Origin of the sequence: Ferrovibrio sp., assembly GCF_036381655.1 — a bacterium.
Lineage (GTDB): Bacteria > Pseudomonadota > Alphaproteobacteria > Ferrovibrionales > Ferrovibrionaceae > Ferrovibrio.
The window spans coordinates 89,670-103,031 of sequence record NZ_DASVCJ010000047.1 but is presented as its reverse complement, the minus strand read 5'-3'; the positions used below and the strand labels follow the sequence as shown (position 1 = coordinate 103,031).

Here is a 13,362-nt window from a genome sequence, read left to right as displayed (position 1 = left end):
TCTTATCCTGGGCACCAATTCCCGAGTATCGTGCCGATGATCGGGCCCTGCCGGCAGGGCACCCTCTGAAGGCAAGCGCATCCAGAGAGAGCGCAGGCATGGCCATTACCGTTCATCAAGGCGACTTGCCCGACGGCCTCGATCTGGGGCCGGTGGTTGCCGTGGATACCGAAACCATGGGATTGCGCACGCTGCGCGACCGGCTTTGCGTGGTCCAGCTCTCCGGCGGCGACGGCAATGCCCATCTGGTGCAGTTCCAGGCCGGCACGGATTATCGGGCGCCGAATCTCAAGCGCCTGCTGGAAAACCCCAATATCCTGAAGCTATTCCATTTCGCCCGGTTCGACCTGGCGGCGCTGCGGCATTATCTGGGGGCGAAGACCGCGCCGGTCTACTGCACCCGCACGGCGTCCCGCCTTGTCCGCACCTTCACCGACCGGCATGGCCTGAAGGATCTGTGCCGCGAGCTGATCGGCGTCGAAATTTCCAAGCAGGAACAGTCCTCCGACTGGGGGGCGCCGAAGCTGACCGAGGCGCAGCAGCGCTATGCCGCGTCGGACGTGCTGCACCTGCATCAGCTCAAGACCGTGCTGGATGGGATGCTGGCCCGGGAAGGGCGTACGGCCTTGGCGGAAGCCTGTTTCGGTTTCCTGCCGACCCGCGCCGAGCTTGATCTCGCAGGTTGGGCAGAGGAAGATATCTTCGCCCACTGATTGTATCGGGCGAAAAGGGCCCTGACAGATCAACCGGTTTGCATTTTCAGGGCTAAGCCCCCATATTTGGCACGATTTTTGTTAGAGGTTGCAAGCGGTGGGTAAGTCCATGGCATCCGCACCAGCCGCCACGCGTGCCAAGCGCGTCGGGCGCAAGAGCACAAAGACAGAGGTAAAGGTCGTCCAGGTTTCGAATCCGAAGCCGGCTGCCAGCGAGGATGTGGCGGTTGGCCGCCGCGTCCTGCTGATGGAAGCGAACGGCCTGGCGGCGCTGGCCGCGCAGATCGATGGCGCCTTCACCAAGGCCGTCGACATTCTGATGGGCGTAAGCCAGCCCGGCGGCCGTTTCCGCGTGATCGTGTCCGGCATGGGCAAGAGCGGCCATGTGGCGCGCAAGATTGCGGCGACCATGGCCTCGACCGGCACGCCGGCTTTCTTCGTCCATCCGGCAGAAGCCAGCCATGGCGATCTCGGCATGGTGACCCAGGGCGATGTCCTGCTCTGCCTGTCGAATTCGGGCGACGTGCCCGAACTGGCCGACCTCATCGCCCATGCCAAACGCTTCGCCATTCCGCTGATCGGCATGACCTCGAAGCCGCGTTCGGCGCTGGGCCAGGCCTCGGATGTCGTTCTGACCTTGCCGCCGGTCGAGGAGGCCTGCCCGATGGGGTTGGCGCCGACGACTTCGACGACCATGATGCTGGCCCTCGGCGATGCGCTGGCCGTGGCGTTAATGGAACGCAAAGGGTTTACGCGCGAGCATTACCGGGTCTTCCACCCCGGCGGCCGTTTGGGCAAGCAACTGATCAAGGTCAAGGATCTGATGCATGCCGGGGCGGAGATGCCGCTGGTGGCAAGCGGCACGCCGATGCGGGAGGCGCTGATCACCATGGCCGGGCGCAGTTTCGGCTGCATCGGCGTCATTGCCGAAAAGGGACGCAACAGGGGCAGGCTGGTCGGCATCGTCACCGATGGCGATTTGCGCCGCCATATCGAAGGCGACCTGCTGGCTCAGAAGGTTGATGCGGTCATGACGAAGTCGCCGATCACGATCGGCCCGAATATTCTGGCCGTCGAGGCCCTGCGGGAGATGAACCGCCGGCGGATCACCGCGTTCTTCGTCGTGGAAGCCGGCCGGCCGGTCGGCATCGTTCATATGCACGATTGCGTGCGCGCCGGAATCACGTGATGGCCGGCGGCATCGAAGAGGCAGCGGAATTCTCAGTGTCACGGCATCGTCGTGTTACCGAATTCGCACCGCGCAACTCCGAAATGGCGCTGACGACGCTGACCAAGCGCCGGCGCTACGTCCATTTCATGAAGTTCGTGCTGCCCTTGCTGGCCCTCGGCACGGTCGCCGTGCTGGTCGCCTGGCCGCAACTGGCTAAGCGACATGTGGCGCTGCCGCTGACCTTCAGCGAAGTCGATACCGCCGAGGCGGCGCTCGTCATGAACAATCCGCGCTATCGCGGAACCGATGCCAAGGATCAGCCTTACGTGGTGACCGCCGATCGCGCCATCCAGGACCCGCAGGATAAGCAGCAGGTGACGATGGACAATGTCCAGGCCGACCTGACGATGAATAACGGCGCCTGGTGGTCGCTGACGGCCGATACCGGCCTTTATCATGGCGGAACAAAGCTGCTGAACCTGTTCGGCAACATCAATGTCTATGGCGACAACGGCTATCAGATGCATGGCACCAGCGCCGAGGTGAATCTCAACACCGACGAGCTGGCCAGCGACGAGAAGGTCTGGGGTCAGTCCGATCTGGGCATGATCCGGGCCAACGGTTTGCGTATCCGCGACAAGGGGCGGGTAATCATTTTCATCAATGGCGTCAATACGACGATCCTGCCGGGCAAGAAACGGGGCTGATCGGGAATGCGTGTCATCTTTTTCGTAGCCCTCTTGCTCGCCGCCATCGCGGCGCCAAGCCTTGCGCAGGTCAACCTGGGCAACAACCGCAACAGCGACAAGCCGATTGAGATCACGTCGAACACGCTGGAGGTCCAGCAGGACAAGCAATTGGCGATCTTCCGCGGCGATGTCGATGTCATACAGGGCGACACGCGGCTGCGCTCGGAAGAACTCTTCGTCTATTATCGCGAGCGCTCGGCGCAATCCGAGGGCAAGTCTGCCGTCAAGCCGGCTTCCACGACCGGCGCGCCGGACGCCAGCTCGATCACCAGGATCGAGGCGAAAGGCAAGGTCTTCGTTTCGACGCCGGAGGAACGGGCGCAGGGCGATTTCGGCGTCTATGACGTGGACAAGAAGACGGTGACGCTGACCGGCAATGTCCTGCTGACGACGGATCGGGCGACGGTGCGCTGCGCCAAGGCGGTCATGTTCCAAGACAGCGGACGCAGCATCTGCGAGCCTCTGCCGGGCGAGCGCGTCCGTGGCGTTTTCCTGCCGAATGACGCGCAGACCGCTCCGGCCGGCAACGGACCGGCTGCTTCCGGTCAGACAGGCGCAGGGAAGAGCAAGCAATGACGGTGATCGACGCCGGGAACGATCCCAATGACGCCGGACTGCGCCTGGTTTCGGAGAATCCGTTTCCCGGACTGGCGGCGCATCGCCTCGGCAAGAGCTTCAAGAAGCGTCCCGTCCTGCGCGACGTCTCGCTCTATGTGCAGCGTGGCGAGGCGGTCGGTCTACTCGGGCCGAACGGGGCGGGCAAGACGACCACCTTCTATATCATGACGGGGCTGATCCGGCCCGATCACGGCAATATCAGCCTGGACGGGCACGACATCACCGGCTTGCCGATGTATCGGCGCGCCCGTCTCGGCATGGGCTATCTGCCGCAGGAAGCCTCCATCTTCCGCGGCCTGACGGTTGAGCAGAATATCCGCGCCGTACTCGAACTGGTCGAAGCCGAAGTCGATCGCCGCGAAGCCATGCTGGACGATCTGCTGGCCGAGTTCTCGATCACGCATCTGCGGCGCACGCCGGCGCTGGCGCTGTCGGGCGGCGAGCGGCGCCGCTGCGAAATCGCCCGGGCCCTGGCGACGCAGCCCTCGTTCATGCTGCTCGACGAGCCGCTGGCCGGCATCGATCCGATCGCCGTCGGCGAGATTCGCGAATTGGTGTCGCATCTGAAGGATCGCGGCATCGGCGTGCTGATCACCGATCACAATGTACGCGAGACGCTCGATATCATCGATCGGGCCTACATCCTGCACGACGGCAAAGTGCTGATGGAAGGCAGCCCAAGCGAAATCGTCGCCGACGAGAATGTACGCCGGGTTTATCTCGGCGAACGCTTCAGTTGGTAGCTGGGGCTTAGTCATGGCCCTTGGTCCCCGTCTCGAACTCAGGCAGGGTCAAGCTCTTGTCATGACCCCGCAGTTGCAGCAGGCGATCAAGCTGCTGCAGCTTTCCAATCTGGAATTGCAGGCCTATGTCGAGCAGGAACTGGAACGCAATCCGCTGCTCGAGCGCGTTGAAGGCGACGGAGCCGGGCCCGATGACGGCAGCGAGCCGTTCGAAGGCGGCGAGGAAGTGACGGCTGCGGCGGAACGGCTCGATCTTGCATCCGACAGCGTCGTCGAGAAGGCGCGCGATGCGCTGGACGCCGACGGCGACAGCACCTTCACCAACGACAGCGGCTATGACGCCGGCGATCCGGGCAATGCCCTCAGCAGCAATTTCATGCCCGGCCGCGGGGGCGATCCGCGTTTCGAGAACGACGGCTCGTTCGAGCAGACGCCGTCGGAGGTGAAGAACCTGCGGGAGCACGTGCAGGATCATTGGTGCCTGATGCCGGCAAATGCCGCCGACCGCATGATCGGACAGGCCCTGATCGATGCGCTGGACGAGGCGGGCTATGTGACCGAGCCGCTCAGCGAAATCGCTGCCCGTCTGGGTGTGGATGTAGATGATGTCGAAGCCGTGCTGCTCGATCTGCAGACGATAGAGCCGAGTGGCCTGTTCGCCCGCAGCCTGAGGGAATGCCTGGCTCTGCAGTTGCGCGAGCGCGACCGGCTCGATCCGGCCATGCAGGCCCTGCTCGACAATCTGGAATTGCTGGCCAAGCGGGACATTTCCGGGCTGATGCGCATCTGCGGCGTCGATCAGGAAGATATCGCCGACATGGTCAGGGAGATTCGCGCCCTCAATCCGAAGCCAGGGTTGCTGTTCGGCGGCGAGCCGGTGCAGACGCTCATCCCGGACGTCTATGTCCGGCGTTCCGCGGACGGAAACTGGCTGGTCGAATTGAACAGCGAGACTCTGCCGCGGGTTCTCGTCAACAGCCGCTACTATGCGCGGGTATCGCGTGACAACAAGGCGAATGGGGCGGACAAGCAGGCCAAGAGCTATCTCTCCGACTGCCTCAACTCGGCCAACTGGCTGGTCAAGTCGCTGGATCAGCGGGCGCAGACGATCCTGAAGGTCGCCAGCGAAATCATCCGCCAGCAGGACGGTTTTCTGCGTCACGGCGTGGCGCATCTGAAGCCGCTGAACCTGCGCGCGGTGGCCGAGGCGATCGAGATGCATGAAAGCACGGTCAGCCGGGTGACCTCGAACAAGACCATGGCGACGCCGCGCGGCATCTTCGAAATGAAATATTTCTTCACCGCTTCCATCGCCGCGACCGATGGCGGCGAGGCCTTCTCCGCCGAGTCGATCCGTCATCGAATCAAGGCCTTGATCGACGGGGAAGACCCGGACGATGTGCTTTCGGATGACAAGATCGTCGAGATTCTGGCCGGCAAGGGCGTCGATATTGCGCGCCGCACCGTGGCGAAGTACCGCGAGGCGATGAATATTCCTTCGTCGGTGGAGCGGCGTCGGCTGAAGCGCGCGGGATTGCTCAAGGTAGGCTGAAGCGGCGCCGCAGCATACGGCGCGGTTCACATTGAAGGATTGGTGCGGAGGGGCAAGTGTTCGTCGTCATTCCAGATATTCTGACCCGGGAAGAGCTTGCCAAGCTCAGGGCCGGGCTCGGGCCGGACGATTTCCTCGACGGACGCCTGACCGCGGCCGGCCGGGCGCGCGATGTGAAGCACAATCTGCAGACCGACAGGAAATCGCCGCGCATGACACAGGCGCAGGACCTGATCCTGGCGGCGCTTGCGCGCAACAGCACGTTTCAGACCGTCGCGGCGCCGAAACGAATCCTGCCGCCGCGGTTCAACCTCTATCGCGAGGGCATGTATTACGGCGACCATGTCGACAATGCCATCATGGGAGGCCAGGACGACAAGATCCGCGTCGACATGTCGTTCACGATCTTCATGAACGATCCGAGCGAATATGACGGCGGGGAATTGGTCATCAAGACCAGCCTGGGATCGAACAGCTACAAGCTGCCCGCGGGCCACATGATCGTTTATCCGACCTACTACTTTCATGAAGTGAAGCCGGTGCTGCGCGGAGAGCGCCTGGCCTGTGTCACCTGGCTGCAGAGCATGATCCGCAATGAGGTGCAGCGCGAGATCATCCTTGAATTGGCGATGATCAGTAACATGATCCAGCAGACGGATCGCAGAGCCATCGTTGCGGCGCAGGATATGCTGGACAAAGTGCGCAAGAATCTGCTGCGCCAGTGGATCGACAATTGATCCGGAATGCAGCGAGGAATAAAATCTAGAACTTTCAATGTCTTGCATGTGCCTGTCTCTGGTTGACAGAGCAGGGGGCCTTGTCTATGGTCCGCCACCGCATGACGGCTGCGGCAGGCCGTACTATAATATGCCATGGCCGAGTGAAATCGGATTTCGACGCATCATGAAAATCCAAACGTCTGGACTGCAGCTTGATCTCGGCGAGTCGTTGCGCGCCTATGTGGCCGACAAGCTCAGCTCAGCGGTATCCAAATATATGGACAATGCGATTGAAGGGCAGGTGGTGTTTCGCCGCGAACGCGGGGTCTACTACTGCCAATGCGCCGTTCATGTCGGCGCCGGCATCGAAATGCTGGCGGAGGGAGAGGATACCGAGATTTATGGCAGTTTCGACAACGCGCTGGATCGGCTGGCCAAGCAGGTTCGGCGCGACAAACGCAAGCGGCGCAATCATCACGCGCGTATGCCGGATGCCGAGGATGCCGCCTGATCGCGCGATCAGGCGCTGTTCGGCATAGCCCGCGGAGGCAGTATTTTCCGATGGAAATCTATCAGCTTTTGAGCCCAGAGAGCGTCGTCGCCAATCTCAAAGCCAACAGCAAGAAGCAAGCGTTGCAGGAGTTGTCGGCGCGTGCCTCCAAGCTTACGGGGCAGCATGAACGGGTGATTTTCGACACCCTGCTGGAACGTGAGCGGCTGGGGACGACGGGCGTTGGCAACGGCATTGCCATCCCGCATGGCCGGTTGCAGGGATTGGACAAGCTCTATGGATTGTTCGCCCGTCTCGATCGGCCGGTCGACTTCGATTCGATCGACGAAATGCCGGTCGATCTCATCTTCCTGCTGCTGGCTCCGGAATCGGCCGGCGCGGATCACCTGAAGGCGCTGGCGCGCGTATCGCGTCTTTTGCGCGACAAGGCGATCTGCGAAAAGCTGCGCGGCGCGGAGAACGGTGATGCGCTCTATGCGCTGCTGACCGATAGTCCGGCTTCGCACGCGGCATAAGAACGGCGGACGCCGACCGGGTCTGGCCCGGCCGGCGCTCTGTTCCCGTGTGCACTGTCCTCCTGCCTTGCGCTCTTGCGGATACGCGCTGCCTCGATTCAGCCGCCGGTTCACAAGCCCTCAGTGCAGGCTGACGGGCACGAGGTCGTTCTGCACCGCCGCCGCGAAGGCCAGGTCGCGTTCGGGCGCGACGCCAAGCTGCGTTCCGTTGGCGGCGAAAATGCCCCATACCACGCCCTGCGGAGTATCGATCGGGCGGATGTAGGCCAGATCCGGCGCGCCAAGATTGGCGAAGGTCTCCGCCGACATGGGAGTGCCGATGCGGGAGTTGTTGATGTAGGCGTCGTGATTGCTGGGGGTGCTCATGTCTGTGTCTCCTTTTCGGATTCCGCCTTATGCGCCGTCGCCGCTGCCACTCTCGACGCCGAGCGTGCTCTTCCGCCCCCCGTCGGTCGTTTTTATGGCGATATTGCGTACCTGAGGTTCCGGCTTGGGCCGCCGCAGATCGACGTGCAGCAGGCCATTCGCCAATTCGGCGCCGATGACCTCGATGCCGTCGGCCAGGACGAAGCTGCGCTGGAACTGCCGTGCGGCGATGCCGCGATGCAGGTAGACCCTGTCCTTGTCGTCGGTCTGCTTGCCACGGATGACGAGCTGGTTATCTTCAACGCTGATGGCGAGACTGCCGGCGTCGAAACCGGCGACTGCCAGCGTGATGCGAAAACCGTCCTCGCCGATCTGCTCGATATTGTAGGGCGGATAACCTTCCGAGCCGGCCTTTGCGGCCCGTTCGATCATCCGTTCGACATGATCGAACCCGAGCAGTAGCGGGCTGGAAAACAACGACACACGGGTCATGGCGGACTCCTTGCTAAGCGAGTGCCGTCGGGGCCCTATCAGGCACCCCGACGCAAATGATGTGGGGTGTCGCGCCTTGCGGATCAAGGCTCGTCTGGGCAGGATGCGATGATGCAGAAAACCGGAGGAATATTGTGGCGAATTCCGCACAAGATATTGGAATCGTTGGGGTCGTCGGCGCGGGCGCGATGGGGCGGGGCATCGCCCAGGTCGGCGCCAGCGGCGGTATGACGGTATTACTGTACGACGCTGCGCCCGGTGCCGCCGCCAGGGCGCGGGACGCCATTCTTGCCCAGCTGGACCAGATGGTGGCCAAGGGGCGGCTCGAGGCCGGCGCCGCGGAGGAGGCGAAGCGCCGCCTTAGTGTGGTGGAGGAGCTCAAGGCCCTGTCGCCGGCCGATCTGGTCGTCGAAGCCATTGTCGAGAATCTTGGCGTCAAGCAGGAGGTGTTCCGGCAACTCGAGGGTATCGTGCGGCCCGACTGCCTGCTCGCCTCGAATACCTCCAGCCTGCGCATCGCCAGTATCGCCAGCGCCTGCGAGCGCCGCGGCCGGATCGGCGGCCTGCATTTCTTCAATCCGGTGCCGCTGATGCGGCTGGTGGAAGTCGTCCGCGCGCCGGCGACGAGCGATGCGACGGTCGCCGCCCTGGTCAAGGTGGGCGAGCGCATGGGCCGTACGCCGGTGGTGGTGCAGGACAGCCCCGGTTTTCTCGTCAATCTCGGCGGCCGGGCCTATACGCAGGAAGCGCTGCGCATCGTCTCCGAAGGGGTGGCGACGCCGGCACAGGTCGATGCCATCATGCGCGAAGTCTGGGGCTTTCGCATGGGGCCGTTCGAACTGATGGACCTGACCGGCATCGACGTGAATTTCCCGGTCAGCCAGATCGTGCATGAGGGCTATTTCTACGACCGCCGGCTGGCGACCGTACCGCTGCATCAGTCGCTCAAGGAAAGCGGCCAGTTCGGACGCAAGAGCGGTCGCGGATTCTTCGATTACGACAGTAACGGCAAGGCGATCCTGCCCTCTGCGGACGCATCGTCCGACGCAGCGCCTGCCAGCCGGGTCTGCCTGGCCGAGGAGGACGAGGTCCTGGGCGAATTGCTGCGCGATTGCGGCTTCGAGGCGAGCGGTTTTGACGACGGCGATTGTCCGATCCTTGGCGCGCCGCTGGGCGAGGATTGCGCCACCTATGCCGCCCGTCTGGGTCTCGATCACAGGAGACTCTTCGCCCTCGACCTGACCGGCAAGTTCGACAAGCGTCTGACGCTGATGCGCGCGCCGGGCGCGCGCCAGGCTTTGCTCGATGCGGTCGTGGCGCGGTTCAATCAGGCCGGCCGCCCCATCAGCGTGATTTTCGACAGCCCCGGTTTCGTCGGTCAGCGCATCGCCGCCATGGTGGCCAATCTCGGCTGCGAAATGGCACAGATCCGCATCGCCGGACCGGAAGATATCGACAAGGCGATGACGCTGGGCCTGAATTATCCGCTCGGGCCGCTGGCGCTGGCCGATGCGATGGGCGTGGCGGCGGTTCACACCATCATGCAGCAGTTACAGGCGATCACCGGCGATGACCGCTATCGGCCAAGCCTGTGGCTGCGCCGCCGCGCGCTGCTGGGGTTGTCGGCACTGGCGGCAGACTGAACGGGCCGGGCGGCGCTACTCCGCCAGGCGCTTGTAGATGTCGTCCGGCGCCGTATTGGCGGCCGGCGCTTGCTGCGGCGCCGGCATCTGGCTCGCCGGCATGCCGACCGGCGCGACGATGGAAGGAACCGGCACCGGCTCGGCTGCCGCGCCGATCGGGGCGACCGCAATCTGGCTATCCGCCTGATGGTGCCGTCCCGGCGGCGTCATCGGCATGCGGGGATCGGCCAGCGGACGCGGCGCTTTCGGCAGGGCGCGTCCCTGCAGCGAATAGGGATCGGGTTCGCCGTAGCAGTCGGGATCGCCGAGCGTGCGGAAGCACCAGACTTCCTGGCGGTCGGTCGGCTTGTAGTTGCTGACGCAGTAGGTGCCGTCGCTGATCAGGTTGAGCGGATTGCAGGTGACTTCGAGGCGCCGCTCGATCTTCGTCTTGATGACCTCGATGCCGAGGCCGATGCCGATCGCCTGCGTTGCCGGCGTGAAATTCTCCCGTTCCGACGAACAGCCGGCAAGCAGCCCGGCCGTCAGCAAGGGTGCAAGCATCAGCAAACGACACATCAGGCGCATGGCCTTCTCCCGCGCGATCCGTAATCCGGATATTTCAGCCATTCTGGCTCGAAGCGTTATAGCGCAGCGGCGGAGGGATATACAGTTAAGCGATATGGTTAACCGGCGTTAGCCATAGCCGTCAGTTGGCCGGGTAGGGCAGGATGATCCGGAATGTCGTGCCCAGCGGTCCGGTGCGGGCCAGTTCCAGATCGCCACCATGGGCGCGGGCCAGTTCGCGGGCGACCGCCAGCCCAAGGCCGGTGCCGCCATCGCGGCCGCCACGGAACGGCTGAAACAAATGCGTCTGCACGGCCTCGCTCAAGCCGGCGCCGGTATCGGCCACCTCGATTACGACCCGAGCGCCGGTATTGGTCGCGCTGACCCGGACCTCGCCGCCCTTTGGCAGCATCGCCTGGCAGGCATTCCGGATCAGGTTGTTGAGAATCCGATAAAGATGCTCGCTATCGGCACAGACCTGCAGCGTATCGGGGACGGCGTTGATCCAGCGGATCGCGGCCATGTCGGCCATGCCTAGGCTGGCGGCCACCTCTTCCATGAAGGGGCGCAGGGCGAAACGCGCCGGCTCCGGCGCGCGCTCCTCGGCCTTGCCGTAGCGCAGCGTCTGAGCGCAAAGATTGATCGCCCGGTCGATCGAATTCACCAGTCGCGGCGCCACCTGGCTGACCGTCGGATCCTGGGATGCCGCCAGGCGATCGGAGACGAGTTGCGCCGAAGCCAGCATGTTGCGCAGATCGTGACTGATCTTGCTGACCGCGATGCCGAGCTGGGCCAGATGGGCGCGCTGGATCAAGGCCTGCCGCAGCTCCTGCTGCATGCTTTGCAACTCCCGCTCGGCCAATCCAAGCTCGTCGGTTCGTTGCGATGGCTGCAAGGTCTGACGCGCATCCTCCGGCGCCGACCGGAAGCCGACGATGCTGTCGATCAGGCGCAGCATCGGCCGCACCAGCCATAATTGCAGCGTCAGGTAGACCAGCGAGGCGGTGACGATCGAGATGATCAGGGACATGGAGAAAATCCGCCAGGAAAACTCCTGCAGGGCCTTGGTCAGCGGTGCAGTCGGCAGGACGATCTCGATCCGCGTTTGCGGCTCGCGCGGCGACGGTCCGATGACGCGGAGATATTGGTCTGCATGGCCGGTCAGCGCCTTGACGGCATCCATGATGGCTTCCCACCACATCCAATTCGACAGATCCATGGGCGCGCCGAGCATCGGCAGTTCCTGCCGGTCGCTCAGGATCAGTGCGTTGGATGCCTTGCGCCGCATGGCGACAAGCTTGGCGCCGACATTGCGCAGCAGCTCGTTTTCCAGTTCCTCGCTGACCATGCCGTCCGGCGCCGCCAGCAGGGCCAGGGCCGCCTGATCGGCCAGCTCGATCTTCGATTCGAAATAGGTGATCCGGAAACGCGCCATCGAAGGCAGATAGATCAGCACTTCCGCCAGCATGACGAAGGCGACCGTCAGGACCAGCAGCCGGCCCGACAGGCCGGTTATGCTGTGTCTTGCGCGGCCGGCTGACCGCTTTAGCGTCTCGGGCTTCTGTGCGTGCATTGAAATATTATACGGCGGCTAGCCGAAGCGGGCGAGAAACTGCACCAGCTTGCGCGTAAGGGGGCTGAACAGTTTCGGTTTGTAGAAGTCGCCCGCCGCCCGTTTCGACACCTCGCCACGGGTCGGATAGGGAACCACCATGGCCTGCAAAGCTCCGATCCCCAGCCTTTTCTCCAGCGCCAGCACCCAGGGCTGCAGCAGATCGCCGGCATCGGGCCCGACGATGCTCGCCCCCAGCACGCGGCCGCTGCGGCTGGCGAGCACCTTGATCATGCCCTCGATCCGGCCTTCGGTGTGGGCGCGGTCGTTCAAGGCGAACGGCCAACGCAGGATGGTGATCTTTCCGTGGCGGGCACGGGCCTCCTCCTCCAGCAGTCCGACCGAGGCAAGCTCCGGATCGCCATAGGTAACGCGCGGAATGGCTGTGTGGTCGGCCCGCGCCGGAAGGCGGAAAAGCGCATTCTTCAGCACCACGCCGGCATGGTAGTTGGCGCTGTGCGTAAACGGGCTGAGCCCGGTGGCGTCGCCGATGGCATAGACATGCCGATTGGTGGTCTTCAGGCCGGCATCGACGGCAATGCCGCTCTTGCGGATGGCGATGCCCGCGCTTTCCAGGCCGAGATCCTCGATATTCGGCATGCGCCCGGCCGCCACCAGGACATGCGATCCGGCGACGCGCTCTTCACTGCCATCCTGACGGCGCAGCGTCAAAACAATGCCGGAGACGGTATTCGCTGCCTGGATCACCTCCGTCCGCTCGTAGAGCGAAACGCCGTCGTCCCGCAGGGCGTTGAGGAGAATGCCGGACAGCTCGCCATCCTCGTGCGGCAGGCAGCGCTGCCGCTCGATCAGCGTCACCTTCGAGCCGAGCCGCCGGAAGGCCTGGGCCAGTTCGATCCCGACCGGGCCGCCGCCGATCACCAGAAGATGCACAGGCCGTTCGGTCAGGCTGAACACCGTTTCATTGGTCAGGTAGCCGATATCGGCCAGGCCGCCGATCGGCGGTATCGATGGCCGCGAGCCGGTTGCGATAACAAAGCGGCGGGCGCGGATCGCATTCGATCCGACCGTCACCGTATCCGGTGATGAGAAGCGGCCATGTCCCTGCACGACCTGTACCCCCAACGCAGTGAAGCGTTCGATCGAGTCATGCGGCGCTATGGCGGCGATGGTGTTCTTCACATGCCGCATGACGGCGGCGAAATCGACCTCCGGTTCTTCGTAACGGATGCCGAGCGGCGCGGCCTGCCGCCAGGCGACGGCGTGGCGCGCGGCATTGATCATCGCTTTGGACGGGACGCATCCGTAATTAAGGCAGTCGCCGCCCATGTGCCCGCGTTCGATGAGAACCGTCTTCGCGCCCATCATCGCCGCACCGGCGGCAACGGACAGACCGCCGGAGCCGGCGCCGATCACCGCAATATCGCAGCCTATCCGATCAGCCATCTGGG

The 13,362-nt window shown here is 63.7% G+C and carries 15 protein-coding genes; 10 read left to right on the top strand and 5 right to left on the bottom strand.

Features of this window, described 5'->3' with window-relative positions:
* The first annotated feature begins 98 nt into the window (after nucleotides 1-98).
* The 9 genes from VF194_RS09900 (at nucleotide 99) to ptsN (ending at nucleotide 7,291) form a co-directional block, all read left to right on the top strand.
* On the top strand, nucleotides 99-713 hold the full coding sequence (locus VF194_RS09900; RefSeq protein ID WP_330890500.1) for a ribonuclease D: 615 nt from the start codon (nucleotides 99-101) through the stop codon (nucleotides 711-713).
* A 109-nt stretch (nucleotides 714-822) separates the two neighbouring features.
* Nucleotides 823-1,902, top strand: a complete 1,080-nt coding sequence (locus tag VF194_RS09895; RefSeq protein WP_330890498.1) for a KpsF/GutQ family sugar-phosphate isomerase — start codon at nucleotides 823-825, stop codon at nucleotides 1,900-1,902.
* Nucleotides 1,902-2,591 (top strand): LPS export ABC transporter periplasmic protein LptC, encoded by a 690-nt coding sequence (gene lptC, locus VF194_RS09890; RefSeq protein WP_330890496.1) that lies wholly within the window; start codon nucleotides 1,902-1,904, stop codon nucleotides 2,589-2,591. Before VF194_RS09895 ends, lptC begins: the two co-directional genes overlap by 1 nt.
* Nucleotides 2,592-2,597: 6 nt before the next feature.
* Nucleotides 2,598-3,209: an LptA/OstA family protein gene (locus tag VF194_RS09885; RefSeq protein WP_330890494.1), complete on the top strand. Its 612-nt coding sequence runs from the start codon at nucleotides 2,598-2,600 to the stop codon at nucleotides 3,207-3,209.
* The gene (gene lptB / locus VF194_RS09880; protein ID WP_330890492.1) at nucleotides 3,206-3,994 is read left to right on the top strand and encodes an LPS export ABC transporter ATP-binding protein; all 789 of its coding nucleotides are present in this window, start codon (nucleotides 3,206-3,208) and stop codon (nucleotides 3,992-3,994) included. The genes VF194_RS09885 and lptB overlap by 4 nt, the downstream gene beginning before the upstream one ends.
* Nucleotides 3,995-4,007: 13 nt before the next feature.
* On the top strand, nucleotides 4,008-5,546 hold the full coding sequence (gene rpoN / locus VF194_RS09875; RefSeq protein WP_330890490.1) for an RNA polymerase factor sigma-54: 1,539 nt from the start codon (nucleotides 4,008-4,010) through the stop codon (nucleotides 5,544-5,546).
* A 56-nt stretch (nucleotides 5,547-5,602) separates the two neighbouring features.
* Nucleotides 5,603-6,283 carry a Fe2+-dependent dioxygenase gene (locus VF194_RS09870; protein WP_330890488.1) on the top strand — a complete coding sequence of 227 codons (681 nt, stop codon included), beginning with the start codon at nucleotides 5,603-5,605 and terminating at the stop codon, nucleotides 6,281-6,283.
* 166 nt (nucleotides 6,284-6,449) lie between these two features.
* Nucleotides 6,450-6,776 (top strand): ribosome hibernation-promoting factor, HPF/YfiA family, encoded by a 327-nt coding sequence (gene hpf, locus VF194_RS09865; protein ID WP_330890486.1) that lies wholly within the window; start codon nucleotides 6,450-6,452, stop codon nucleotides 6,774-6,776.
* 50 nt (nucleotides 6,777-6,826) lie between these two features.
* Nucleotides 6,827-7,291 carry a PTS IIA-like nitrogen regulatory protein PtsN gene (gene ptsN, locus VF194_RS09860; protein ID WP_330890484.1) on the top strand — a complete coding sequence of 155 codons (465 nt, stop codon included), beginning with the start codon at nucleotides 6,827-6,829 and terminating at the stop codon, nucleotides 7,289-7,291.
* 120 nt (nucleotides 7,292-7,411) lie between these two features.
* Here the strand turns inward: ptsN and VF194_RS09855 are convergent, their stop codons facing one another.
* Together VF194_RS09855 and VF194_RS09850 are read right to left on the bottom strand one after the other, a co-directional pair.
* The gene (locus VF194_RS09855; RefSeq protein WP_330890483.1) at nucleotides 7,412-7,657 is read right to left on the bottom strand and encodes a DUF1150 family protein; all 246 of its coding nucleotides are present in this window, start codon (nucleotides 7,655-7,657) and stop codon (nucleotides 7,412-7,414) included.
* A gap of 27 nt (nucleotides 7,658-7,684) precedes the next feature.
* A complete protein-coding gene (locus tag VF194_RS09850; RefSeq protein WP_330890480.1) occupies nucleotides 7,685-8,149 on the bottom strand; it encodes an Hsp20 family protein in 465 nt (154 codons plus the stop codon).
* A 134-nt stretch (nucleotides 8,150-8,283) separates the two neighbouring features.
* Between VF194_RS09850 and VF194_RS09845 the strand changes: the two genes are divergently transcribed.
* The gene (locus VF194_RS09845; protein ID WP_330890478.1) at nucleotides 8,284-9,792 is read left to right on the top strand and encodes a 3-hydroxyacyl-CoA dehydrogenase; all 1,509 of its coding nucleotides are present in this window, start codon (nucleotides 8,284-8,286) and stop codon (nucleotides 9,790-9,792) included.
* A 15-nt stretch (nucleotides 9,793-9,807) separates the two neighbouring features.
* Here the strand turns inward: VF194_RS09845 and VF194_RS09840 are convergent, their stop codons facing one another.
* From VF194_RS09840 to VF194_RS09830, 3 genes are all read right to left on the bottom strand, one after another.
* The gene (locus VF194_RS09840) at nucleotides 9,808-10,359 is read right to left on the bottom strand and encodes a hypothetical protein (protein WP_330890476.1); all 552 of its coding nucleotides are present in this window, start codon (nucleotides 10,357-10,359) and stop codon (nucleotides 9,808-9,810) included.
* Between the two features lie 121 nt (nucleotides 10,360-10,480).
* Nucleotides 10,481-11,911, bottom strand: coding sequence for a HAMP domain-containing sensor histidine kinase (locus tag VF194_RS09835; RefSeq protein ID WP_330890474.1), 1,431 nt, complete (start codon nucleotides 11,909-11,911; stop codon nucleotides 10,481-10,483).
* Between the two features lie 18 nt (nucleotides 11,912-11,929).
* Entirely contained in the window at nucleotides 11,930-13,357 is a 1,428-nt protein-coding gene (locus VF194_RS09830) for a dihydrolipoyl dehydrogenase family protein (protein WP_330890472.1), read from the bottom strand.
* Nucleotides 13,358-13,362 lie beyond the last annotated feature (5 nt).